This is a genomic window from Bradyrhizobium sp. OK095 (genome assembly GCF_900109945.1).
Lineage (GTDB): Bacteria > Pseudomonadota > Alphaproteobacteria > Rhizobiales > Xanthobacteraceae > Bradyrhizobium.
Genome location: NZ_FOBX01000001.1, coordinates 298,781 through 323,870, shown reverse-complemented (window position 1 = coordinate 323,870; position 25,090 = coordinate 298,781). Strand labels below are relative to the sequence as shown.

General features: G+C 65.0%; 21 protein-coding genes. 11 read left to right on the top strand and 10 right to left on the bottom strand.

Annotated elements, in window-relative coordinates; translation table 11 throughout:
• The first annotated feature begins 22 nt into the window (after positions 1 to 22).
• From BMW89_RS01555 to BMW89_RS01540, 5 genes are all read left to right on the top strand, one after another.
• Positions 23 to 484, top strand: coding sequence for a DUF3305 domain-containing protein (locus tag BMW89_RS01555; RefSeq protein WP_092022009.1), 462 nt, complete (start codon positions 23 to 25; stop codon positions 482 to 484).
• 20 nt (positions 485 to 504) lie between these two features.
• Positions 505 to 1,137, top strand: coding sequence for a DUF3306 domain-containing protein (locus BMW89_RS01550; RefSeq protein WP_092022007.1), 633 nt, complete (start codon positions 505 to 507; stop codon positions 1,135 to 1,137).
• Positions 1,138 to 1,173: 36 nt separating this feature from the next.
• On the top strand, positions 1,174 to 1,785 hold the full coding sequence (locus BMW89_RS01545; protein WP_244547482.1) for a TorD/DmsD family molecular chaperone: 612 nt from the start codon (positions 1,174 to 1,176) through the stop codon (positions 1,783 to 1,785).
• 65 nt (positions 1,786 to 1,850) lie between these two features.
• Entirely contained in the window at positions 1,851 to 1,976 is a 126-nt protein-coding gene (locus tag BMW89_RS38540; RefSeq protein WP_283805319.1) for a hypothetical protein, read from the top strand.
• A 61-nt stretch (positions 1,977 to 2,037) separates the two neighbouring features.
• The gene (locus tag BMW89_RS01540; RefSeq protein ID WP_092022005.1) at positions 2,038 to 2,247 is read left to right on the top strand and encodes a hypothetical protein; all 210 of its coding nucleotides are present in this window, start codon (positions 2,038 to 2,040) and stop codon (positions 2,245 to 2,247) included.
• A 43-nt stretch (positions 2,248 to 2,290) separates the two neighbouring features.
• On the opposite strand, the gene BMW89_RS01535 is transcribed toward BMW89_RS01540, so the two are convergent.
• From BMW89_RS01535 to BMW89_RS01525, 3 genes are all read right to left on the bottom strand, one after another.
• Positions 2,291 to 4,876, bottom strand: a complete 2,586-nt coding sequence (locus BMW89_RS01535; protein ID WP_177195770.1) for an EAL domain-containing protein — start codon at positions 4,874 to 4,876, stop codon at positions 2,291 to 2,293.
• Between the two features lie 156 nt (positions 4,877 to 5,032).
• Entirely contained in the window at positions 5,033 to 6,331 is a 1,299-nt protein-coding gene (locus BMW89_RS01530; protein ID WP_092022001.1) for an MFS transporter, read from the bottom strand.
• Positions 6,332 to 6,424: 93 nt separating this feature from the next.
• Positions 6,425 to 8,854, bottom strand: a complete 2,430-nt coding sequence (locus BMW89_RS01525; protein ID WP_092021998.1) for a bifunctional diguanylate cyclase/phosphodiesterase — start codon at positions 8,852 to 8,854, stop codon at positions 6,425 to 6,427.
• Positions 8,855 to 9,134: 280 nt separating this feature from the next.
• Between BMW89_RS01525 and BMW89_RS01520 the strand changes: the two genes are divergently transcribed.
• Positions 9,135 to 10,301, top strand: coding sequence for an ABC transporter substrate-binding protein (locus BMW89_RS01520; RefSeq protein WP_092021996.1), 1,167 nt, complete (start codon positions 9,135 to 9,137; stop codon positions 10,299 to 10,301).
• Here the strand turns inward: BMW89_RS01520 and BMW89_RS01515 are convergent.
• The 4 genes from BMW89_RS01515 to BMW89_RS01500 form a co-directional block, all read right to left on the bottom strand.
• The gene (locus BMW89_RS01515) at positions 10,298 to 11,275 is read right to left on the bottom strand and encodes an NAD(P)-dependent oxidoreductase (protein WP_092021994.1); all 978 of its coding nucleotides are present in this window, start codon (positions 11,273 to 11,275) and stop codon (positions 10,298 to 10,300) included. The two genes, BMW89_RS01520 and BMW89_RS01515, sit on opposite strands and share 4 nt — an antisense overlap.
• Before the next feature lie 12 nt (positions 11,276 to 11,287).
• The gene (locus BMW89_RS01510; RefSeq protein ID WP_092021992.1) at positions 11,288 to 13,147 is read right to left on the bottom strand and encodes a TRAP transporter large permease; all 1,860 of its coding nucleotides are present in this window, start codon (positions 13,145 to 13,147) and stop codon (positions 11,288 to 11,290) included.
• 1 nt (position 13,148) lies between these two features.
• Positions 13,149 to 14,180 (bottom strand): TRAP transporter substrate-binding protein, encoded by a 1,032-nt coding sequence (locus BMW89_RS01505; RefSeq protein WP_092021990.1) that lies wholly within the window; start codon positions 14,178 to 14,180, stop codon positions 13,149 to 13,151.
• Between the two features lie 343 nt (positions 14,181 to 14,523).
• Entirely contained in the window at positions 14,524 to 14,967 is a 444-nt protein-coding gene (locus tag BMW89_RS01500; protein ID WP_092021988.1) for a DoxX family protein, read from the bottom strand.
• Positions 14,968 to 15,063: 96 nt separating this feature from the next.
• On the opposite strand from BMW89_RS01500, the gene BMW89_RS01495 reads away from it, so the two are divergent.
• The 3 genes from BMW89_RS01495 to BMW89_RS01485 all read left to right on the top strand — a co-directional run bounded on the left by BMW89_RS01495 (position 15,064) and on the right by BMW89_RS01485 (position 19,506).
• Positions 15,064 to 15,984 (top strand): LysR family transcriptional regulator, encoded by a 921-nt coding sequence (locus tag BMW89_RS01495; protein ID WP_092021986.1) that lies wholly within the window; start codon positions 15,064 to 15,066, stop codon positions 15,982 to 15,984.
• 146 nt (positions 15,985 to 16,130) lie between these two features.
• Complete coding sequence (locus BMW89_RS01490; RefSeq protein ID WP_092021983.1) at positions 16,131 to 17,618, top strand: caspase family protein; 1,488 nt, start codon at positions 16,131 to 16,133, stop codon at positions 17,616 to 17,618.
• A 220-nt stretch (positions 17,619 to 17,838) separates the two neighbouring features.
• The gene (locus tag BMW89_RS01485; protein WP_092021981.1) at positions 17,839 to 19,506 is read left to right on the top strand and encodes a SulP family inorganic anion transporter; all 1,668 of its coding nucleotides are present in this window, start codon (positions 17,839 to 17,841) and stop codon (positions 19,504 to 19,506) included.
• A 6-nt stretch (positions 19,507 to 19,512) separates the two neighbouring features.
• On the opposite strand, the gene BMW89_RS01480 is transcribed toward BMW89_RS01485, so the two are convergent.
• On the bottom strand, positions 19,513 to 19,869 hold the full coding sequence (locus tag BMW89_RS01480; protein WP_092021979.1) for a hypothetical protein: 357 nt from the start codon (positions 19,867 to 19,869) through the stop codon (positions 19,513 to 19,515).
• Between the two features lie 49 nt (positions 19,870 to 19,918).
• Positions 19,919 to 21,343, bottom strand: a complete 1,425-nt coding sequence (locus BMW89_RS01475) for an FAD-binding oxidoreductase (protein WP_092023303.1) — start codon at positions 21,341 to 21,343, stop codon at positions 19,919 to 19,921.
• Positions 21,344 to 21,429: 86 nt separating this feature from the next.
• Here BMW89_RS01475 and BMW89_RS01470 point away from each other — a divergent pair, with 86 nt between their 5' ends.
• Entirely contained in the window at positions 21,430 to 21,936 is a 507-nt protein-coding gene (locus BMW89_RS01470) for a thioesterase family protein (RefSeq protein ID WP_092021977.1), read from the top strand.
• Between the two features lie 121 nt (positions 21,937 to 22,057).
• On the opposite strand, the gene BMW89_RS01465 is transcribed toward BMW89_RS01470, so the two are convergent.
• On the bottom strand, positions 22,058 to 22,228 hold the full coding sequence (locus tag BMW89_RS01465; protein WP_092021975.1) for a DUF1328 domain-containing protein: 171 nt from the start codon (positions 22,226 to 22,228) through the stop codon (positions 22,058 to 22,060).
• Between the two features lie 235 nt (positions 22,229 to 22,463).
• On the opposite strand from BMW89_RS01465, the gene BMW89_RS01460 reads away from it, so the two are divergent.
• The gene (locus BMW89_RS01460; RefSeq protein WP_092021971.1) at positions 22,464 to 25,085 is read left to right on the top strand and encodes an ATP-dependent helicase; all 2,622 of its coding nucleotides are present in this window, start codon (positions 22,464 to 22,466) and stop codon (positions 25,083 to 25,085) included.
• Positions 25,086 to 25,090: the final 5 nt, after the last annotated feature.

Here is a 25,090-nt window from a genome sequence, read left to right as displayed (position 1 = left end):
CACTTCGATTGGAGACGGGAAATTGATATCGACAAGTCTTGCACGCATTGCTGTCGGTGTCGCAATCGAACGACGCAAAGCGAAGAGCGTGTGGGCCGATTTTCTGTGGCGCCCCGTGTCGGTCTTTGCGGGCGAACCGTCTGCAACGCCGTGGACTCCGATCGGCGGCGAAGGCGACGTCACGTTGTTCTACGCAGGTGACGCCGTGATCGAGCTGCATCGCACCGAAACCATCAACTATCGCGAAAATCTGACATCAGGCTCGCCCAAATTATGGGTCAATTTGCGCCCCACCGGCTCCGAACCGCCTTATGAACTGCTCGCTGTCACGGCCGATCCGGCCGAGGGCGAGGCGTTTACCGACGCGGGCAGTAATCTGATTGAAGCAGTACCGATGCCGATTGGCATCTCCGAAATCATCGGCCGTTTCATCGTCGAGCACCATGTCGAACGGCCATTCATCAAACGGCAACGCAACCGTTAACAAGGACATGAGAGAGATCCGTGGCAGACAGTAACGTCTTCGTTCGCTGGGCGCGGCTCAAGCAAGCTTCGAGAAGCCTGGACGCGGAACCTGCTCCGACCGACGGTGAGCAAGCTGCTGGGCTGTCCGTAGCGAACGGCGAGACCGACCGGCCCTTCGATCTCGCCAGCTTGCCGTCGATCGAATCCATCACCGCTCACACCGACATTGCAGCGTTCCTGCAGACGGGCGTTCCGGCCGAATTGAAGCGCCTGGCATTGCGCCGAGCCTGGGCGACCGATCCCGCGATTCGCGACTTCATCGGGATCGCGGAGAACCAGTGGGATTTCAACGATCCCAACGCAATTCCAGGATTTGGCCCGCTTGATCCGGCAGACAACGTCGCCGATCTCCTCGCGCAGATGTCAAACGGGCTGGAGCAGGTGCGCGACGCACTCGCGGACGTGCCGTCGCCGGCAGAGTTAATTCCGCAAGGGCGGCGCGATGCGGAACAGCCTGTTCTCGACTCGACATCGGCGGTTCAATCGCTGCCCAATGATGCCACGGCGCGACCGGACCATGACCGCAATCCACGCATGCAGCCCGACGGTCCTGCCGCCGAAGTGCCGCCCTCCCGGCGAACACGACGTCATGGCAGCGCGTTGCCACGCTAACAGCCAGTCGGATTTTATGTCTTGCGCGATCGAACGATGATGGATCAAGCCTCAAGGATCGCTTCAGTGCGTACTGTCGATGAATTCGACCGCGCCCGGGCGCAGGAATACGCGCTGTTGGCAACTTTGCTGACGCGCAGCCCGGACGCGCATCTGCTGAGCCGCATCTGCGCATTGCGCGGCGATGCGAGCCCGATCGGTATGGCGCACATTGCGCTGGCGGATGCAGCGCGCCGGACAAACGAGCAGGCCGCGTCACGCGAGTTCTTCGCCCTCTTTGCAGGATTGGGCAAGGGGGCATTGCTGCCTTATGCGTCACACTATTTATCGGAAACCCTGTATGGCCGTCCGCTCGCGCGGTTGAGGGAAACTCTGCAGGGTCTCGGCCTCCAAAAGGCTCCGGAGCGTACAGAGCCCGAAGATCACGCGGGATTTCTCTGCGAGATCATGTCAGGCTTGGCCGGCGGGAGCATTCCAGCGTCAGCGGACGCCGAAAGAATATTTTTTGAAGAGCATGTCTCACGCTGGATGAGGCGCTTTTTCGCTGATCTCGAGCGGGCGAGTTCGGCGGACTTCTATGCGGCCGTCGGCGGGCTGGGACGGACGTTCATCGATATCGAGGCGGAGGCCTTCGCACTTCCGGCCTGAACACGGCGTTTTGTACGAGAGATGCACAAAACAGGTGCTACGTTGCAGATGCAGGGATCAACAACATGCGCGTTTTCACAATTGCCTGTCTCTTCGCCGCTGTCGTCGCGCTCGGCGCCGCCGCTATCCTTGAGCGTTTCGTGCAGGAGTCCGCTGCCACGGCGTTTGCCGAGTCGAGTGCCCGCGTTTAACGGCAACGTTGTTGTTTATTAAGCTTTTTGTTCTCCACATAGGCGAAGTGGGAGATTTTTCATGACCCGGTTCCTGGTCGCTTCTTTCGTCGTTCTGGCACTGATCGTCGCTGCCGCGACGATCTTCAGGGGGCAGCCTCGTGCGATCGAACTCTCCACCGCGGCGATGCCGTCCCTGATAGAACTGCATACGATGGCGGGCGTGCACCGGCTTCCGGATCAGGATATTGATGATCAATCGCTGATTTTCCCCGCGAAGGCCAAGCAATAACGTGCCAGAGATTGCTTACGGCCTAACCGACAAGACTGTTCGGCTACGCTGAGCGCTTGGCCGCGACTTTATCAACCAACGCAAGATCCAGCCGCCCCAGCATCGCCCTTGCCTGCTCGGCACAATGCTCGATCAGCCAGCGCTCGAAGGCGACTGGCGCTAGCGCTGGCGCATAGAGAAAGCCCTGGACGACGTCGCAGCCGAGCTCGGACAGCACCTTGCGCTGCCCCTCGGTCTCGACGCCTTCGCCGACGACGGTCATGCCGAGGCCCTGGCCAACGCGCACCACGGCGGTGGCGATCGCAAGGGCGCCCGCGTCCTTCTCGATGTCGCGCATAAAACTGCGGTCGATCTTGAGCTCGCGGATCGGCAGATGCGCGAGGCGGCTGAGGCTGGAATAGCCGGTGCCGAAATCGTCCACCGAGAGGCCGACGCCGAGCTCGCGGATCGCATTCATGGTCTCGAGCGCGGCGACGCTGTCCTGCATGAACGCGCCCTCGGTGATCTCGAGCATCAGGGCATCCGACGGCAATTCATATTCGGAGAGGATGTCCTTGAGCCGCGCGGCCAGCGTGACATTGCGGAAATTGATCGGCGACAAATTCACCGACACGCTGGGGATGTTGAGCCCGGCGCGGCGCCAGCTCGCCATCTGCCGGCAGGCCTCGCGCACCGACCACAGGCCGATCTGCTCGATCAGGCCGCACTCCTCGGCGAGCGGGATGAACTTTGCCGGCGAGATATCGCCGAGCACGGCATCGTGCCAGCGCGCCAGCGCCTCGACGCCGTGAATGGCGCCGTCGCAGCTGCGGATCTGCGGCTGGTAGCTCAGCGTCAGCAGGCCCTCCGCGATGGCCTTGCGCAGCGCCGCAATCAGCGCCAGCCGCTGCTCGGCGAGACCGTTCATCTCGGCGCTGAACAGGCGATAGGTCGAGCGTCCGGCCTGCTTGGCCATGTACATGGCAGCGTCGGCCTGCTGCATCAGCGTGTCGATGTCGGTGGCGTGATCCGGATAGAGGCTGATGCCGATGCTGGCCGACATCGGCATCAGTTTTGATCCGAGCCTCAAAGGCGCGGACAGTGCCTCCGTGATTCCGGCCGCGACGCGCTCGGCGCCCTCGGCGGCGCGCTGCGGCAGCAGGATGACGAATTCGTCGCCGCCGAGCCGCCCCAGCATGTCCTCGGGACCGATGTGCTCACGCAGGCGCTGCGCGAGCTGGATCAGCAGCTCGTCGCCTGCGGCGTGACCGAGCGTGTCGTTGACGTCCTTGAAATGATCGACGTCGAGGAAGGCGAGCGCGACATGGCTGCCGGTCGGACAGGCGTCGATCGCGGTGGTGATCAGGTGACGCAGCTGCGCGCGGTTCGGCAGGCCGGTGAGGATGTCGTGATAGGCGAGCCGCGCGATCTCGGCGCGCGCTTCCTTGCGCTCGATCGCGAAGGCGCCGAGGTTGACGCAGGCATCGACGATGCGCCGGTGCCATTTGCTCGGCGCACGCGACTCACGGAAATAGAAGGCGAAGGTGGCGATGACCCGGCCATCCTTGGCCTTGATCGGCGTCGACCAGCAGGCGCGCAGGCCCACTTCGAGCGGCATTGCCTTGTAGGGCTGCCAGCGCGGATCGGTGTCGAGATCGGTTGCCAGCACCGGTTCGCCGTAGAAGGCCGCGGTTCCGCAGGAGCCGACATTGGGTCCGATCGCGATGCCGTCCAGTGCGCGGGAATAGTCCTCGGGCAGGCTGGGGCCGCCGAGCGGATGGACCAGGCCCGCAGCGTCGACGTGGAGCAGCGAGCAGACGACATCGGGCGCGATCTCCTCGACGCGGCGGCACAGCCTGTCGGCGATGTCGGTGATCGGAACCTCGTCGGCAAGCGAGCCCATGATGAGCTGCTGGAGCGAGCGCAGCTGCTTGGTCTCGGTGATGTCCTCGAGCAGCGCGAAGATGTGCTTGACCCGGCCCTTCTTGTCGCGGAAGGCATCGATCCGGGCACAGACCCAGATCTCCTCGCCGTCCTTGTCGTAGGCGAGCACCTCGGCCTCGCCACGGCGGCCGCCATGCATCAGGCGCTTGACGAGCTTCGCGATGGCCGTGCGATCGGTGTGGCAGCCGGCGATGAGCTCGCCAGCGCGGCGGCCCTCGGCCTCCTCGCTGGTATAGCCGAACAGCGTCGTGAACGCCGAATTGACGTAGACAATGTTCTGTTCGACGTCGGTGATGATCACCGCGCGGTTGGTCTGGTCGGAAACGGCGTGGAGCAGCCCGATCCTGACGCGACGATCCGCGTCAAGGGTGACGTCGCGCGCGAACACGATGTGATGGGTCGCGCCGACGACGGTCACGGACGACGTCGCGACCTGCGCCTTGATACGGCTGCCGTCGCGCCGCACGAGGCTGATCTCGTCGCGGAAATCCGTGATCGTATCGGCCTGAAGGCATTTGAGGGTGAGAACGGCGGCGTCGCCACCGAGCACCTCAGCGCGCGCGAGCCTCCATATTCGCTCGGCTGCGGCATTGAAATGCGTGATGCGATGCGCATCGTCGACGATGATGATGGCATCGTCGGCGCATTCGAGCGCGGCTCGCAACACGTCCGGAATTTCTGTCACAAGGCAATTGGAGGCAGACATCGTGGACCCGGCAGCATCGGGAAGAAGAGGCAATCCGCCCGAAGCTAACGCTCCGATGGTGTCCAAGACGTTTTTGCAATCCCGCCGCGTTTGGCCAAGACGCGACATGCTTAACATCTCGCGAAAGCTGCGCAGGTAATCCGGTGCGTGCGGAACCTATTCCGCTGCGGTTCCCTGGAGCTTGTGCAGCCGGCCGGCCACGGCGCGCACCTTGCCCGGCGATGCCCGCCACACCGACAGCGCCGACACTCCGCTCACGACCATCGCGATGGCGAAGGCGAGCGTGTAATCGCCGGTGCGATCATAGAGCAAGCCGGTGAGCCAGGGACCCGCCGCGCCACCCGCCAATGCCGCCAGCATGATCATTCCAAAGATGCTGCCCTGGTGCCTGCCCTGAAAAATCTCGAACACCACCGCGCCCATGATCGAGGTGAGGCCGTAACCGAGCGCGCCTTGCGTGAACACCATGACGTAAACCAGCCACAGCGACGGCTGGAATTTCAACGCGATCAGCGCCGCAAAGCAGATCGCAAAGCCTGCGCAGCTGATCGCCCACACCCACTCCCGTCCGATCCGGTCGGAGACATGGCCGAGCAGGATCTGGCCGGGAATGCCGAGCAGGCTGACGGTGCCAAGCGCCCACACCGCAACGTTCGCACTGAAGCCGATATCGAGCAGGAATTTTGTCTGATGCACCTGCACGGCGTACCAGATGTACAGGCCGGAGAAATAGCCGAGCGCGATCCACCAGAACCGCGCAGTTGCGACCGCGCGCTTCAGCGTCCAGTCGGTATTGACCCAGACGGGATCGACCACATTGGAGGTTGGTTTTGCGGCACCCGTGGCGGGCGCGGCATCGCCGTCCGGCTGAAGGCCGAGATCCTCCGGGCGCTTGTGCAGGAACAAATTGATCGGCGCCAGCACGATCAGGATGAGCAGGCCCATCGCAGTGCAGGCGGTGCGCCAGCCGGTCTGCTCGATCATGTGCTGCACCCAGGGCAGCAGCGTCACCGAGCCGATGCCGACGCCGGCAAAGGCGATGCCGATGGCAAAGCCGCGCTTGCGGATGAACCAGTTCGGCAGGAACAGCGACTGGCCGGAATAGCCGAGACACACTGAGCCTGCGCCGACCATGACGCCGATGGTCACGTAGAGATGCCAGGGTTCGCTGGTGAGCGGCGCGAGCAGCAGCCCCCCGCCCATCAGCACGACGCCGAGCTCCATCACCGCGCGGGGACCGGCGCGATCCATCAGGCGGCCGATCAGCGGACTGACCACGCCCGACACCACGAAACCGAAGGAGAAGGCGCCCGCGGTGACGCCGCGCTCCCAGCCGAACTCGGAGATGATCGGCGGAAAGAACAATGAGAAGGCGGTGCGTGCGTTGACGCCGATGGCCATGGTGACGAAGGTCACGGCGACCACGACCCAGCCGTAGAAGAACGGAAGTCGCATGGTGTGCTTGTTTCATCCCTAGATGGTGATACCGACCATCCGGAGAAGCCTGGGTCAAGCTATTTTCGCGAGATGCCCTATTTGGGCACAGGCTCAGGCCGCGTCGCGCTGCGACGGCTGAACGGGGGCGTCGAACGTGAGCTGGTCGACCGGCTGCGGACGCCCGAACAGATAGCCTTGCGCGAAATTGACGCCGAGCGCCGTCAGGCGTTCGAACTCTTCGTTCGTCTCGACGCCCTCGGCGGTGACGGACATGTCCAGCCCGCGCGCCAGCGTCACGATCGAGGCGATGATGGCGGAAGAGCGCGGCTGATGCGTGAGGTTGCGGATGAACGACTTGTCGATCTTGATCTTGTCGAACGGGAACGTGGTCAGATAGCTCAGCGACGAATAGCCGGTGCCGAAATCGTCGAGTGCAAGCTCGATGCCGAGGTGCTTGAGCCGTTCCATGAAGGCGAGGTTCTCGACCCCGCGCTCCAGCAGCACTGATTCGGTGATCTCGATCTCCAGCCGCTGCGGCGGCAGGCCGGAATCCGCGAGCGCCGCGCAGATCATCTGGAACAGTTCGGCCTCCTTGAACTGGATCGGCGACAGGTTGACGGCGACCGCGAGGTCGGAAGGCCAGAGGGCTGCGTCCGCGCAGGCGCGGCGCAGCACGAATTCGCCGAGCGGAACGATCAGCCCGGTCTCCTCGGCAAGCGGAATGAACTGGTCGGGCGGAATCAGTCCACGCGTCGGATGCCGCCAGCGCACCAGCGCCTCGAAGCCGCGCAGCGCGCCGCTGAGCGCATCGACGAAGGGCTGGTAGTGCACCTCGAGCTGGCAGCGCGCGATGCCGTCGCGCAAGTCACCTTCCAGCGTGTTGCGCGCCTCGAGCTCCGCCGACATCGCCTCGTCGTAGATGGTGAAGCAGTTGCGGCCCGCGGATTTCGAGCGGTAGAGCGCGAGGTCGGCCTTCTTCAGCAATTGCTCCTGGTCGCTGCCGTGATCCGGCGCGATCGCGATGCCGATGCTGGTGCCGATCTCGACGCGATGTCCGGGCAGCAGGAACGGCTCGGCGACGAGCTTGGCGATCCGCGCCGCGAGCTCGGTCGAGCAGGCGCGCTGATCCTCGCAAGCTTCCTGGATGATGGCGAATTCGTCGCCGCCGAGCCGCGCCAGCACGTCGCTCACGCGCAGCGCCGATCTCAGCCGCTGCGCCACCTGGCGCAACAGCACATCGCCGGCGCCGTGACCGAGGGAGTCGTTGACGTTCTTGAAGCGGTCGAGGTCGAGCATCAGGATCGAGAAGGTCGAACCGGAATCGCTCAGCTGGTCGTTGAGCTCGTCGAGCCGAGCGAGGAAGAAGGCACGGTTCGGCAAGCCCGTCAGGATGTCGGTCTGGGCGAGCTCGAGCACCCGGCGGTTCGCCAGCGACAGCCGCCGTGAATTGCGGCTCGCGAGCATCAGGTAGGTCGACAGCGACAGCGTGAGCAGCATGCCGACGATGAGAACCGCGGCCGCGCGGTCGTAGCCAGTCTCCAGCGCACCGCCGGCGGTCGGCATGGCGCGCACCTGCCAGTCGGTGTCACCTATCTTGAGACCGCCCGACCAGTGCAGTGTCCGCGCGACGTCCCGCATCGACTGCGGCGCCGTGGCGGCCGACGAAAAATCCGGCAGCATCTCCTCGAGGCTGACGATCTGCCCCGTGAAGGGCGGATAGATGTTCACGCTGACCGCGGGGCTTGCGCCGGTGGTCACGCGCATGGACTGCATCAGCAGCGGCAGATCGAAGACGCCGACGACGAAGCCGGCAAGGTTGCGGCGCCGGTCCGCGACCGTCTCGCGCGACGTCCCCTTGGCATAGACGGGAATGGCAACGAGGATGTCGGGCAGCCGACCGCCTTCCCTCGGTTCGTAAAGGCGGGTGCGGATGGCCGCGACCCCGTCGTTGTCGCGCGCGCGCTCCAGCGCCGCACGACGTTCCGGGATGGTCGCGTAATCCATGCCGTAGACCGTCGAGGTCTTCGGCTGGGTCGAGTAGAACACCGGGAAATATTCGTCGCTCTGCGGCGCGCTGGCGAAGGTCTCGCCCTGAAGCGACTTGATGCGATAGCCCGATACGCCGTCCGTGATCGCCGCGGCCTCGTATTCGGCGCGCTCCTTGCGGTTGACGCGCGGCACCCAGGCGATGCGCAACATGCCGGGATGGCGCTCGAACAGGCGGGCGCTGAAGGTCTCGAATTCGCTGCGGGTGATTTCCTCGTTGGTCGATTCGAACAGCGTGCGCAGCGCAACCAGCCTGGAGATGTACTCGCCCATGCCGTTCTGCATGACGATCGCTTCGGTCTCGGCCGCGTTCTCGAACTCGATCCTGTTGACGCGATCTTCCCATCGCGCGACCGCAGCGGCGCCCACGATCGAGAACAGGAGGCCGACAGCAATCGCGACCAGCGCAGGGCGATACAGCCCGAGCAGCGGCGCGGCGCGCCACCATCCGGTCTTCCGCTCCCGATCCTGATCGTTCTGATCGCGACCGCCCATCTTGATCCGCACGTCCCCCTCGTCGGCCCACTTCTGGTTGAGCCACCGGAACCGCTATCGGACAAGGATCGGAGTTAAGAACCGCACAATTTCAGGACGCGGGTATTGCGCATTGCGCGACTTAGTTAATGATTGCCCTGCAAGTCACGGCAGTCTGGAAATAATTTGCCGGTTTTCCCCGGAGTCTTACGGACCACCGGTACGGCGCGCCTTAGCGACCTGTTCAGCCCGCAGAACTATCGTTTCCGCCGAATTCGTCCTGCATCCGGCAAGCATTCTCATGACACGATCGCGATCCGCGACATGCCTCGCCTTGACCATCGCATGGCTGGCCACGGCCATGCTGCCTGCGAAGGGCGACGAGGCCGGCATCAGCGACGATGCGATCCTGTTCGGCCAGGCAGCCGTGCTCGAAGGCCCCTCCTCCGTGCTCGGACAGCGGATGCGGCAGGGCATCGTCGCGGCGTTCACCGAGATCAACGAGAAAGGCGGCGTCCACGGCCGCAAGCTCCAGCTCATCAGCCGTGACGACGGCTACGATCCCGATCGCTCGGTGGCGCAGACGCTGCAGCTGATCGAGAAGGACAAGGTGTTCGCGCTGATCGGCGCGGTGGGCACGCCGACCGCGATGGCGACGATACCGATCACCAGCGCCCGGAACGTTCCCTTCATCGGTCCGTTCACCGGCGCCGAGTTCCTGCGCGACCTCGAGCTCGCCAATGTCGTCAACATCCGCGCCAGCTACGGCGCCGAGGCCGAGGCCTGGATCAAGCACCTCACCGAGGATCGCAAGTTCACCCGCATCGGCATCTTCTACCAGGACGATTCGTTCGGCCGTGACGGTCTTGCCGGCGTGAAGCGCGCGCTTGCCAAGCGCGGCCTCGAGCTTGCCGCCGAAGGCACTTTTGAGCGCAACACCCGCGCCGTCGCCTCGGCCTGGCGGATGATCAAGCGCGCCGAGCCCGAGGCCATCGTCATGGTGGGCACCTACGGGCCCTGCGCCGAGTTCATCAAGCTCGCGCATCGCAGCGGCGCCTATCCGACCTTCGTCAACATCTCCTTCGTCGGCGCCAACGCGCTCGCCAAGGAGCTCGGTCCCGATGGCGAAGGCGTCATCGTCTCGCAGGTGGTGCCGTTTCCCTGGGATCGCTCGCTCAAACTCGTCGCCGACTACCAGGCGGCGCAAAAGGCGTTCGACCCGACGCTGACGCCGGACTTCGTGTCGCTCGAAGGCTATCTCTCCGGCCGCCTCGCGGCCGCGGCGCTGGAAAAGGCCGGACCGCAACCGACGCGCGCCAGCCTCTTGCGCGCCATCAACGATGTCGGCCGCTTCGACATCAGCGGCAGCATCGTCACCGTCGGCATCCGTGCGATCGACACACCGCCAAAAGTGTTTTTGACGGTGATCCAGAAAGACGGGACGTTCAGGGCGGTGGACCGGCTTTAAGGCCGCCGTGTCCAGCGGTCGGCATTGACCGCACCGACCGGCACCTCGCCTTTGACGATCGCTTCCACCTGCCGCACGGTTTCCAGCGACTGATATTCGATCGCCTGCGGCGTCAGGCCGCCGACATGCGGCGTGGCGACGACGTTCGGAAGCATCGCCAGCTCCGGTGCCGGCATCTGGTCGGATGCACGGCCGACATCCATGGCCGCGCCGGCGATGCGATTCTCGCGCAGCGCCCTGGCGAGCGCGGCCTCATCGACGAGATTGCCACGGGAGAGATTGATGAAGACAGCGTGCGTCTGCATGCGCGCCAGCGCCGCCTCGCCGATCAGATTCTCGGTCTGCTCGTTGGCGACCGCGAGGCAGACGACATAGTCAGAGGCAGAGAGAAGATCGTCGAGACTGACCTGCCGGATGGCGCTGTCGCTGACGTCAGCGAAGGGATCTGCGACCAGCACCTCCATGCGCATCACTTTTGCGATCTCGGCAAGATAACGCCCGATGCTGCCATAGCCGATGATGCCGATCTTGCTGCCGGCGAGCTGCCGGCCCATCCGCGCCTCGACCTTGCGGCCGGCATGATAGTCCGCCGTCGCCCGCGACACGCCGCGGGAGAGATCGACCATGTAGCCGATCGCGAGCTCGGCCACCGCCTGCACAAAGCCGGGACCGGCGCGGGTCACGAGCACGCCGGCTTGCGAGGCTGATTCCACATTGACGTTACGGATATCAACCGCGCAGCGGACGAAGGCACGCAGGCGCGGCAGTTGCGCAAAGATCTCGCCGCGGCCTTCGGTCATGCGATCGGCTACGATGATGTCGGCATCTTTCGCCGCACGCACGAGGCTGGCTGCGTCGAGAGTATCGTCGCTCTCATGCAGGATCACCTCCGCTGTCGCGCGAAGACCGTTGAGGCTGCGATCGCCGTAGTAATTGCGCCGCATCTCCGGCGTGTGCGCGAGCAGGACCTTCACGGCAAAACTCCTTCAGTAGCCGAATGCCCGCGGCAGCGCGGTCGAGAGCCATGGCACGAAGGCGATGACGAGCAGGCACAACGTCAGCAGGCCAAGATAGCCCATGATCGGCTTCACCGTCTGCTCGATCGGCACGTTGCCGATCAGGCAGGCACCGTAGAGCCCGAGCCCGAGCGGCGGCGCGAACAGGCCGATACCCATCGCGATGACGAGCACTACGCCGAAATGCAGGGGATCGATCCCGAGCTGCACGGCGACCGGCAACAGCAGCGGCCCGAAGATGATCAGCGCGGCGGCGCCCTCCAGCACCGAGCCCATCACGATCAGCACGCCGATCGCGAGCAGGATGAACAGCCAGGTGCCTGACGTCTTGGACAATCCAAGCATGAAATCGCCGACCGCATGCGGCACCTGCTGCAGGGTCAGCGTGAACGCCAGCGACTGCGCGGCGGCGACGATGAACAGCACGAGTCCCGCGCGCGTCGCGGCCTGGACAAAACTGTGCGCGGCCGATTTGAAGCTGAGCTCGCGGAATACGAGACTGCCGACGACGAGCGCATAGGCCACGGCAAAGGCGGAGATTTCGGTCGCGGTGGCAAAGCCGCTCTTGAAGCCGAAGAAGATCATGAAGATCAGGCCGAACGCGGCGATCGCGCCGCTCCACAGGCCCGACACGGGTGCCTGGGGCTCGATGTCCTCGGCCTCCGCCGGCGGCTTGCCGAAGATGATGGACACCGCGATCAGGACCAGCGCCATCAGCGCCGCCGGCAGCAGCCCCGCCATGAACAGGCCGCCGATCGACAGGTTTGCGACGAAGCCGAGGATGATCAAATTGATGCAGGGCGGAATGGTTTCCGCCATCACCGCGGACGCGGCGAGCAATGCCACTGCGCCACCCGGATTCTGCTTCGAGCGGCGCGCGGCCGGGATCAGCACGGAGCCGACCGCGGCAACGTCTGCCATCTTCGAGCCTGAGATGCCGGAGAACAGCACCATCGAGGCCACCATCACGACGTTCAGACCGCCGCGCATGCGCCCAACGCCGCGCTGCAACAGCTCGATCAGGCGCACCGACATCCCGTTGGCTTCCATCAGATAGCCGACGAGGATGAAGAAGGGGATCGCGAGCAGCACGAAATTGTCGATGCCGCGCGCCATCTGCTGGGCGAAGATGACGCCGGGCAGCGCGCCCTCGACCCAGATGAAGACCAGCGCGGCCAACGCCAGCGCAAAGCCGATCGGCAATCCGCCGAACAGGGTTGCGAAGAATCCGATCAGCATCAGCGTGCCCGCCGACGGCACCGTCGACGGCGACAGATAATCCCAGGTGAGATAAAGGCCGGTGACGATGACGATCGCAACGAGGCCCCTGACGATGTCGGGGAGCGGCCGCGCACAGAGATGGTCGATCGCGAACACCGTCATGAACACCGCGCCGACGCCCATCGGATAGAAGGTCAATTCCAGCGGCAGGCCGGAGCCGGTGGTCTGGCCGGCGGTGAGCGATCCCAGCTTGATCGCGTTAGTGGCGACATAGCCCGAGATCAGCACGATCAGCAGCGCGCCGGCGGCATCGACCAGGGCGCGCAGCCGTAGCGGCAACAGGTCGCGGAAGAACGACACGCCGACATTCTCGCCGCGCGCGAGTGCGCTCGCAGCGCCAAAGAATGCGGAGCCGACCATCAGGCCGCGCGCGACATCATCCGACCATTCGACCGGCGCATTGAAGCAGAAGCGCAGCAGCACGGAGCCGCACACGACCGCGAGATCGGCGGCCAGCAGAATGGCCGCGATCGCGTCGCAGAGGCGAAGCAGCAGCGCAATGCTCCCGTGGCGGCCGCCCGAGAGCGGCACGGTGGCTGTTATCGTCATCTCAAGCTTGCGTCGCGCGGATGATGTCGATGACGGCCTTGGAGTCCGGCCGCGCCTTGATGAAGTTCTCGTGCTGCGGCGCCACGCGCTTCCTGAAGGCTTCGCGGTCGCATTCAGCCACGGTCACGCCCTTCTCGGTCAAGGCCGCCAGCGCTTCCTTCTCGACCGCGAGCCCATGCGCACGGGTGTCGACCGCAGCCTTCTTGGCGGCATCGAGAAAGCCGTCGCGCAGCTTCGGGTCCATGCGGTTGTAGGTCATGTCGCTGAAGTAGATCGCGAGCGGCGAGAAATTGTGCTGCGTCAGCGCATAGAATTTTGCCGTCTCGAAGAACTTGCTGGCGAGGATCGTCGGCGGATCATGCTCCAGGCCATCCAGCACGCCGGCCTGCAATGCCGTGTAGATTTCGCCGAACGCCAGCGGCGTCGCGGCAGCGCCCATCAGTCGCAGGCATTCCGTGATGACGGGGTTGGGCAGCGTGCGGATTTTCAGGCCGGCGAGATCTTCAGGCGTCTTCACCGGCTTCCTCGCCAGCACGCTGCGCGAGCCGAAATTGTAGGCCCAGGCGATGATGCGGATGTTGCTGCCCTTGAGCAGCGCGTCCTCGATCGGCTTGGCGGCACCGGAATCGAACGCCTTGGTCTGCTGCGGGAAGCTCGAGAACAGAAAGCCGAGATCGAAGGTGCCGACCAGCGGCACCAGATTGGCCGAGATCGACGAGCCCGACACCATGAGGTCGATGACGCCGAGCTTCACCGAATTGATGACGTCGATCTCCTGGCCAAGCTGATTGTCCGGGAAGAAGGCGACCTCGACCTGCTCGCCGAGCCCGTTGCCCTTCAAATTCTTGACGAGGTTGTCGTAATAGACGCGGCCGTTGGCGAATTTCGGATCGTTCGGCAGCGAGGAGGAGCATTTCAGCTTCAGTGTCGCAGCTTCGGCGCGGCCGATGATCGCGGGAGAGAGCACGAGGCCGGCGGTGACCGCCGCCGATGACTTGATGAACGCGCGACGGTTCACGGGCACGATGGTCATGGTGCGGTCTCTCCCCGATATTTTTGTTTACGGCCGCGATCGTTGCCGTGGCCTGTTGCGCGGACTGTATGGCCAAAGCGACGGCACAGGCAAGGGACGCGGCCGGGGTGCCACGATAGCGCGAGCAGCCGGCGCATCGGCAGAGACCGCAGCGGAACGCCTCTATTTATAGCTGTTTTCGATCATGCCGCACGGCAGCGACAAGGCCTGCCATGCAAGATTGACGCAGATCGATCCAATTTCGGTATGGATCAATGCCGAACGCAGATGGATTTGGACGCAGCAAAAAAAGAGCTGCGGGATTCGTGCCCCGCAGCTCTCATGTTCGAACGAGGCGGTGACGTCAGCGCGAATGTGCGCCGCTGAGCTGCCCGCTTGCCGCCGCGACATCGCGGGAGGGACGCAGCGCATAGGCGCCGTCGCCGAGCAGGGCCTGCGCCGCGAGCGCGATCGCCCAGAAGGCGGGGAATTCCCAGCCGCCCTTCGGATTGGTGAAGAAGAAGCCGGCGGCGCCGTGCACGGTGAAGATCGCGCCGAGCAGAATCGGAATGCCGGCCAGCGCCGCATAGCGGGTCCAGACGCCGAGGATCAGGGCGAACCCGCTCAGCACTTCCACGGTCATGATGAGATAAGCGAGCTCCGGCGGGAAGCCGAGGCTGCCGAAGAACTTTGCGGTGCCGGCGGGCGTGAACACGAACAGCTTCAGGCTGGCATGGGCGAGGAAGAGTGCGCCCAGCGTCACGCGCAGCACGAGCGCGGCGTAGGGGGCGGTACGGGAATCGATCATGGCGGTCTCCTTTGCTGCACTGCGCTATGATCTATTCCCATTAAGATGATAATCAGCTATTTTGGAATTATACTTCACACCAATAGAGTGAGATGAATGCTCGACCGGCTGACCAGCCTGGAGGTCTTCGCCAAGGTGGCGGCGATCGGCAGCCTCTCGGGCGCGGCCCGGGCCATGGGCCTGTCGCAGACCATGGTGACCAAGCATCTCGCCGCGCTGGAGGCGCGGCTCGGTACCAAACTGTTCCACCGCACCACGCGGCGTCTCTCCATCACCGAAGCCGGACGGAGCTATCTGGAATCCTCCGAGCGCATCCTCGCCGACATGGAGGCCGCCGATTCCGCGATCGCGCGCGAACGCGTCGAGCCGCGTGGGCTGCTGCGGGTCAACGTGCCCGTCGTATTCGGGACGCGGCAGATCGCGCCTGCGATCGCCGAATTTTCGGAACGGCATCCCGAGGTCACCGTCGAGCTCGGCCTCAACGACCGCCTCGTCGACCTCGCCGACGAAGGCTGGGACCTCGCGATCCGCATCGGCAAGCTGCGCGACTCCAGCATGGTCGCCCGGCGGCTCGCACCGAACCGCCTGGTGGTCTGCGCCGCGCCCTCATACCTCGAAAAGCACGGCACGCCGCGCAGCGTCGCCGACCTCGCCGCGCATAATTGTCTCGGCTACACGCTCTCGCAGCAGGCGAGCGCGGCGGAATGGCTGTTCGGCGCGGATGGCGAGATCCGCGTCCAAATCAGCGGCACCTTGCGCGCCAACAATGGCGATGCGCTGCGCGCGGCGACGCTGGCCGGCCTTGGGCTGGCGCGGCAGCCGACCTTCATCATCGCCGACGATCTGCACGCCGGCACGCTGGTCGCGCTTCCGCTCGACCAGCCGGAAATCCAGACCTCGGCCGTGCATGCCGTCTACCTGCCCGATCGCCGGCCACCGGCTAAAGTGCGCGCCTTCATCGACTTTCTCGCCGCGCGTTTTGCGCCTGATCCACCCTGGGACCGCGGACTGTTGTGACGAAGCACGGTCTGACGCGCCAACTCAGGCAGGCTCGCTGCCCCATTTTGCCGCAGCTCGCAGCGTGAGATAGCGCACAGACAGACTCGTGGCGGCGATCTAGAAAAGGTGACATCCTCGCGCGCATTGCCGATGGAGGAGACACTATGCCCCGTCCAGTCCTTCGCAATTTATTCCTTGCCTCCAGCCTTCTTGCGCTTACGCAATTGATGACGCCGACAGATGCCGCGGCCGAAGCGCGGCTCGCGCTGGTGATCGGGCAATCCGCCTATCGCACCGTGCCGGAGCTGCCCAACGCCGCCAACGACGCCAAAGGCATGACGGAGTTGCTCGGCAATGCCGGCTTCACCGTCACCAGCGCGGCCAATCTCGGCCAGAACGACATGCGTCAGGCGATCTCGGATTTCGCCGGCAAGGTCAGCGCCAGCGGCGCCGACACGGTCGCGCTGGTGTTCTACGCCGGCCACGGCTTGCAAATCGACGGCGAGAACTATCTGGTTCCGGTCGATCTCGATCCCAAGCGCGAGGCCGACATTCCGCTGCAAGGCGTGCGGCTGAACGATTTGCTCAACACGCTCGGTGCGCTGCCGACGCGGGCGCGCATCTTCATGCTCGATGCCTGCCGCAACAATCCGTTCCCCGCCCTTAGCGGCGCCGGCCACGGGCTTGCGATCGTCGACACCAAGGCCGGCGCGCCCGGCTCCTTCATCTCCTATTCGACCTCGCCCGGTTCGGAGGCCGAAGACGGCTCCGGTGCCGACAGCCCCTACACCACCGCTGCGCTCTCCGTCGCGAAACAACCGAACATCCCGATCGAGGAAGTGTTCAAGCGCATCCGCATCTCGGTTGCGCAATCGACCGACGGCCGCCAGATCCCCTGGGAAAGCTCCTCGCTGACGACCGACTTCAAATTCTTCGGCGGCGAGAGCAGCAACCAGCAGCCTCCCATTCCCGGCGCATCCTCCATGGCGCTCGCCAGCGGCGCGCGCAGCATAGCCGACTGGCGCAAGGATTTGCAGGGCAAGGAGCCGAAGGTCGCCTATGAGCTCGTGATCACCGACGACACCGTGGAGGCTTATCAGGCCTATATCGAGCTCTACGCACAAGCCTCCTACACGCCGCGCCTGCGCACCATCCTGGAGCGCCGGCGCCAGATGCTGGCCTGGGAGCGTGCCACCGCGATCAACACCCGCGCCTCGTTCGAGGCGTATCTGTCCAACTGGGACAACAGCGACCTCGCCGCAACCGCGCGCCGGCTGCTGCTCCGCGTGCAGAACCGCAACTATGCCTTGCCGGTTGCAGCTGCTGCGATCCCTGCTCCGGTCGCCGTCGCCATGGCGCCGACCTGCCCGTGCTCGACGCCCACGCCGCCAGCCTCGCCGGTCAACCCAACGGTTGCGCCTGTGATCAGGAAGCGCGTCGACGACACCCCGCCGAAGCGCAAGGTCGTCGACGCGCCACCGAAGCGCCGGGCGGCTCCTCCGCCGGACGAAGTCGTCTACGAGCGCGCGCCGCCCCCCGGCCCACCGCCCGAAGCCGTTGGTATCGGAATCGGGATCGGTCTCGGCATGGGCATGGGCGGTCGCGGCGGTGGCGGCTACGGACGCGGCGACAATTATCGCAGCAGGTATTGAGCTCATTGCTCGCTCGTCTCTCGTGCGCCGGACGCAGCGTAGCGCCACTTCGGCGGTGCGCTGCAGAGCCGGGGCCCATGCGACAGCGAACTGAGTGGCATGATGGGTCCCGGCTCTGCGGAGCAGCACTTCGTGCCGCACCGCGTCCGGGACACGCACACCTTCCGGAATTGCAGTAGTCTGATCCACCGACACCAGCCTTTCCGGGGATTTCTCATCGATGCCGCACGACGCTCACGCCAAGCATGCCTGGCCGCTATTCCGCTCGCTCGCGTCCTACTCCCTGCCCGGCGACCTCATGGCGGGGCTGACGCTGGCGGCGATCGCGATCCCCGAGCAGATGGCGACCGCACGGCTCGGCGGGTTCGCACCGCAGATCGGCTTCTTCGCCTTCATGGCCGGATCGCTCGGCTTCGCGCTGCTCGGCGGCAACCGCTTCCTGTCCTGCGGCGCGGACTCCACGATCACGCCGATTTTTGCCGGCGGACTTGCGGCGCTCGCTGCCACCGGCTCACCCGACTATCAGGGCCTTGCGATTGCGCTGGCGCTGATGGTCGGCGCGATGATGCTCGCCGGCGGCGCCTTCCGTCTTGGCGGTATCGCGAACCTCCTGTCGGTGCCGGTCATGGTCGGCTTCCTCGCCGGCATCTCGGTCCACATCATCGTCTCGCAATTGCCTGGTGTGCTCGGGCTTCCATCACCGGGCGGCCCGACGCTCGATCGTATTGGCGTGCTCGCCGGCGAAATCGGCCACAGCAATCCGTTCACACTGTGCATCGGCTTCGGCGTGCTGGCCGTGGTCTTCATCTCCGAGAAGATCAGCGCAAAGATTCCGGGCGCGTTGATCGGGCTGGTCGCCGCGACGCTGGCCACCATCGCGCTCGGCCTCGAAAGCAAGGGTATCAACGTCGTCGGCACCGTGCCGGGCACGCTGCCGCGGCCGACCTTCCCAGAGCTTGCGCCGGAATTATGGGTACGCCTCGTGCCGCTCGCCTTCGTCATCACGGTCGTGGTGATGGTGCAGACCGCGGCGACGACACGCTCGTTCCCATCCGATCCCGACAAGCCCGCCGATGTCGATCGCGACTTCCTCGGCGCGGGCGCCGGCAGCGTGCTGGCCGGCCTGTTCGGTGCTTTTCCCGTCAATGCCAGCCCGCCGCGAACGGGCATCGTTGCCGAGACCGGCGGACAATCGCAGCTCGCGGGCCTTGCCGCCGCAGCAATCGTGCTGGCGCTGCTCGCATTCGGCACCGGATTGTTGCAGCACGTTCCGGACGCAGCCCTCGGCGGCATCCTGCTGTTCGTGGCGCTGCGCATCATCCGCGTGAAGCAGATCGTCACGATCTACAGGCAGTCCTTCAGCGAATTCCTGCTGATCGTCGCGACCGCGGCGCTGATCATCGTGCTGCCGATCCAGCAGGGTGCATTCCTCGGCATCGTGCTGTCGCTGCTGCACGGCATCTGGAGCACCACACGCGCCAGGCTGATAGAGTTCGAGCGCGTGCCGGGCACCACGATCTGGTGGCCGGCGCATCCGCACATCACCGGCGAGCGCATCGCCGGCGTCGCCGTGATCGGGCTGCAGGCGCCGCTGTCCTTCCTCAACGCGCCGGGCTTTCGCAGCGACGTGACCAAGGTGCTCAATACATCGACGCCGCAACTGCTGGTGCTGGAGGCCAGCGGCATGGTCGAGATCGACTTCACCGCTGCGCAGATCCTGCTCGACGTGTTCAAGGCGTGCAGCGAACAGGGCGCCACGGTCGCGCTGGCGCGGCTGGAGTCAGTCCGCGCGCAGGACGCGTTCGAGCGGTTCAAATTGTTCGATGTGCTGCCCCGGGAGCACGTGTTCCACAGCGTCGACGAGGCCGTGCGGAAGTTGGCGAAATAACCGCCTTCACTGCGCGAGCGTCGGGTGATCCCGCTGGACCGCCTCGCGGATCCAGCTGGCGTGGATCGCGCGAAACAGGATTTGCGCGGTCTTGAGGTCGTCCGCCTTCATGCAGAGATCGACGATGCGATGCACCGCGTCGTCGCGCATCAGCGCGTCGGAGATCTTCATCGCGATTTCCATCGCGACTTTTGCCGCGCGCTCGTAGCGCTCGCTTTCGCGCTTGTCGTTGCAGGCGGCCGCGCTCGCGGCCGCGGCTTCGCAGATCGCGCGGATGCGATCGGCCGCCTCGATGTCACCGAGCGGTCCTTCGATCGCTTCATCCCAGATGTCGTGTCGCGTCTTTCGCGCGAACCAGCGCATTGCCCGCTCCGTTTGATGGATCGAGCATAAACGGCGATAGCGGCGCGCGCTATGCCTCCGGCACGATCTTGCCGGGATTGAAGATGTTTTGCGGATCGAGCGCCTTCTTCAGCGCCCGCATCGCATCGATCGCCTCGGGGCCGAGCTCGGCCTTGAGATATTTCTGCTTGCCCTGGCCGATGCCGTGCTCGCCGGTGCAGGTGCCGTCCATCGCCTGGGCGCGCTCGACCAGGCGATGCATGAATTCCTCGCCGCGCGCCATCTCGTCCGCATCGTTGGTGTCACACACCAGCGAGCAGTGGAAATTACCGTCGCCGACATGGCCGACGATCGGCGACAACAGATTGAGCCGCTTGAGGTCTTCCTCGGTCTCGTTGACGCAATCGGCAAGCCGCGAGATCGGCACGCAGACGTCGGTCGCGACCACGCCGATGCTGTCGCCAGGCCGCAGCGCCTTGACGGACCAATAGGCATCGTGCCGCGCTTGCCAGAGTTTAGTGCGATCCTCCGGCTTGGTGGTCCAGGAGAAATCGCCGCCGCCGCAATCCTTGGCGATCTCGCCGAAGGCCTTCGACTGTTCGGCGACCTCGATCTCGCTGCCGTGGAATTCCATCAGCAACAGCGGCGTCTCCGGCAGCGTCAGCTTGGAATAAGCGTTGCAGGCCCGCACCTGCGCGGCGTTGAGCAGCTCGATGCGCGCCACGGGAATGCCGGTCTGGATCGCCAGGATCACGGCCTGACACGCCCCCTGCACGGTCTCGAACGACACCGCGCCAGCCGCGATCGTCTCGGGGATGCCGCGGAGGCGAATGGTCAGCTCCGAGATGATGCCGAGCGTACCTTCGGCGCCGACGAACAGATGCGTCAGATCGTAACCCGCCGAGGATTTCTTGGCGCGCGTGCCCGTGGTGATGATCTCGCCGTCGCCACGCACGACTTTCAGCGCGATCACGCTGTCGCGCATGGTGCCGTAGCGCACCGCATTGGTGCCGGAGGCGCGGGTCGAGGCCATGCCGCCGAGGGAAGCATCCGCGCCGGGATCGATCGGGAAGAACAGGCCCTGGTCGCGCAGATGCTCGTTGAGCGCCTTGCGGGTGACGCCGGGCTGGATCACGCAGTCGAGGTCCTCGGCATGCACCGCGAGCACCTTGTTCATGTCGCGCAAATCGATCGAGATGCCGCCGGCGGGCGCGTTGACCTGGCCCTCGAGCGAGGTGCCGGTGCCGAAGGCAATGACGGGCACGCCGTTCTTGGCGCAGATCCGCACCACGTCCTGGATGTCGGCGGTGTCCTGCGCCATCACCACGCCATCAGGCGGCTGGTTGACGATCCATGTGGTGGTATGGCCGTGCTGCTCGCGGACGGCCTGCGAGGTGATCAGGCGGTTGCCGAAGCGGGCGGCAAGCTGCTCCAGCGCGCTCGCGAGGACTTTCGGCGCCGGCCGCGGCGGATTATTGGTGATGGTGGTGCCCACGGTCATTCCTCCCGACGAGATGAACCGTGGCAAAGGACATCTCACCGGTCAAGTCAAGCGACCGGACGCATAGCAGGGAATGAAACATGCCGGAGAGTGCCGTCACAGCCGCCAAGGCCGAGCCGTTCCGCTCATCGATCATGCAGATCGAGCCACAATGGATCGACTATAACGGCCATCTCAACATGGCCTATTACAACGTGATGTTCGACCGTGCCATCGACGAGCTCTGGCTCGAGCTCGGGATGGGGCCGGCCTACAAGAAAGAGCGTCACGGCTCGACCTTCACCGCCGAGTGCCATGTGCGCTATTTGCGCGAGATCCATCTCGGCGATCCCGTGCAGATTCTGGTGTGGCTACTCGAGGCCGACGACAAGCGGCTGCACACGTTCGAGGAGATGCGGCATGGCACCGAGGGCTGGCTATCGGCCACCTCGGAGAACATGTCGCTGCATATGGATATGACGGCCCGGCGCGTTGGGCCGTTTCCGCCCGATGTCCAGCAGCGCGTCTCAACGGTCACCAAAGCCCACAGCGCCGTAGCACGGCCCGAGGGCATCGGCCGGAACGTCGCGATGCCCTCGAAGCGGTGATGCTCTAACCCCTCATCCTGAGGAGCCCGCGAAGCGGGCGTCTCGAAGGATGCAAGGCCACAGTCGGGCCTGCATGGTTCGAGACGCGCGTTCCGCGCTCCTCACCATGAGGATAACCGCGCTAGATTCTTCGGCCGCGGGCCAGGCCGACCACGGCCGAGACCAGGAACAGGATGATGGCGACGAAGAAGATGATCTTGGCGATTTCGATCGATGCGCCGGCGAGGCCGCCGAAGCCCAAGATGGCGGCAATCAGGGCGATAACCAGAAACGTCACAACCCAGCTAAGCATGATCCGAACCTCTGTTTGAGTGACGATCGGCGCGACTGACGCGCCTCACTTGCCCAAACAATCTCCAACTCGGAACATTGGTTCCGGCCGCCTGCCGCCGGAAATTCGTCCTCCTGCGAGGAACAAATCGTCCCGCCGCGCACGTGGAAAACCCCTCGCCGGCGCCCCATATAGGCATCAATCCCTGTTATGAAGGCTCCCCTTCCACCACCCCGCGGTGCCAACGTGGGGCCAAATGATTCGCATGACCGAACCGAGCAAGATCACTGGCGTCCCCGACCACCAGCCCGCAGCCGGCGGTATCGCTGCGCGTGCGCGCGCCTCGGTGGGCCCGAAATACCTCTCCGGGCTCAATCCGGAGCAGCGCGAGGCGGTCGAGACGCTGGACGGCCCGGTCCTGGTGCTGGCCGGCGCCGGCACCGGCAAGACCCGCGTGCTGACCACGCGCATTGCCCACATCCTGAGCCAGGGCCGCGCCCGCCCCGCCGAGATCCTGTCGGTGACCTTCACCAACAAGGCGGCGCGCGAGATGAAGCACCGGCTCGGCCAGATGCTGGGACACGCAGTGGAAGGCATGCCGTGGCTCGGCACCTTCCACTCCATCGGCGGCCGCATCCTGCGCGCCCATGCCGAGCTGGCGCAGCTCAAATCGAATTTCACGGTGCTCGACACCGATGACCAGGTCAGGCTGCTGAAGCAGTTGCTTCAGGCCGACAACATCGACGACAAGCGCTGGCCGGCGCGCATGCTGGCCGGACTGATCGACGGCTGGAAGAACCGCGGCCTGACGCCGTCGCAGGTGCCCTCAGGCGAAGGCGCCGTCTTCGCCAACGGCAAGGGCGGCAAGCTTTATGCGAGCTACCAGGAGCGGCTAAAGATCTTGAACGCCGCTGATTTCGGCGATCTGCTGCTCGAAGACATCCGGATCTTCCGCGAGCATCCGGATGTCCTGCGGCAATACCAGCAGCGCTTCAAATTCATCCTGGTCGACGAATATCAGGACACCAACGTCGCGCAGTATCTGTGGCTGCGGCTGCTGTCGCAGGCGCCGTCGTCCGCTCCCTTCGCCTCTCCCCGCGCGCGGGGAGAGACCGACGCGCAGAGCGCGGCGGGTGAGGGGGACTCTCCCAGCACCGCGCTCGTGGAGGCAGCCCCTCACCCCGACCCTCTCAGCGCGAGCGAAGCTCGTCGCGACCCCGTTAAGGACGGGGAGAGGGAGCAAAAGGCCCCTGTCAAAAACATCTGCTGCGTCGGCGACGACGACCAGTCGATCTATGGCTGGCGCGGCGCCGAGGTCGACAACATCCTGCGCTTCGACCACGATTTCCCCGGCGCAAAAGTCATCCGCCTCGAACGCAATTATCGCTCGACCGGCCACATCCTCGCCGCCGCCTCGCATCTGATCGCGCACAATGAAGGCCGGCTCGGCAAGACGTTGCGCACGGAGGATCATGACGGCGAGAAGGTCACGGTGACGGGCTCGTGGGATTCCGAAGAGGAAGCCCGCGGCATCGGCGAGGAGATCGAGCAGATCCAGCGCAAGGGCGACAAACTCAACGAGATCGCGATCCTGGTGCGCGCGTCCTACCAGATGCGCGAGTTCGAAGACCGCTTCGTCACGCTCGGCCTGCCCTATCGCGTCATCGGCGGCCCGCGCTTTTACGAGCGCGCCGAAGTCCGCGACGCTCTCGCCTATCTGCGCGTGATCAATTCGCCGGCCGACGATCTTGCCTTCGAGCGCATCGTCAACACGCCCAAGCGCGGCCTTGGCGACGCCACCGTGCAGATGCTGCACGACCACGCCCGCAAGCGCCGCATTCCGCTGTTCGAGGCAGCGCGCGCGGTGGTCGAGACCGACGAGCTGAAGCCGAAGGCGCGCGGCTCGCTACGCGATGTCGTTGCCAATTTCGACCGCTGGCGCGCCCAGCGCGAGGTCACCGCGCACACTGATCTCTGCCAGATCGTGCTCGACGAGAGCGGCTACACCGAGATGTGGCAGAAGGACCGCTCGGCGGACGCCGCCGGTCGGCTGGAGAACTTGAAAGAACTCGTGCGCTCGATGGAGGAGTTCGAGAACCTGCAAGGGTTTTTGGAGCACATCTCGCTGGTGATGGACCGCGACAGCGGCGCCGATGAAGACGCGGTGTCGCTGATGACGCTGCATTCGGCCAAGGGTCTCGAATTCGACAACGTGTTCCTGCCCGGCTGGGAGGAAGGCCTGTTCCCGAGCCAGCGCACACTGGACGAACAGGGCCGCGCCGGCCTCGAAGAAGAACGCCGGCTCGGCCATGTCGGCATCACCCGCGCCCGCCGCCGCGCCATGATCTATTTCGCGACCAACCGCCGGATCCATGGCACCTGGACGACCACGATCCCGTCGCGCTTCCTCGACGAATTGCCGGCGGCCAATGTCGAGATCACCGAATCCAAGGGCGGCTCGGCCTGGGGCGGCACCGGTGGCTACGGCGCCTCGCGCTTCGACGACATGGAGGCGTTCGGCTCGACCTATTCGACCCCGGGCTGGCAACGCGCGCAAGCCAACCGCAACCGGGGCGGCGGTCGTACCGGCGGTGAAAGTGGCGGGTTCGAGGAGCAGGCTTCGACGTTCTCGTCCTCCTCATCATCCGGCCCTGATTTCGGCAGCTTCGCCTCGCGCCGCCGCGGGCCGATGACGATCGAGGGCGAGCTGGTCGCCAAATCCACCGGCACGACGTCCGAATTCTCGCTCTCCGACCGCGTCTTCCACCAGAAATTCGGCTACGGCCACGTCACCAGGATCGATGGCAACAAGCTCACGATCCATTTCGACAAGGCCGGCGAGAAGAAGGTCGTGGACAGTTTCGTGCAGCGGGCGTGAGCAAG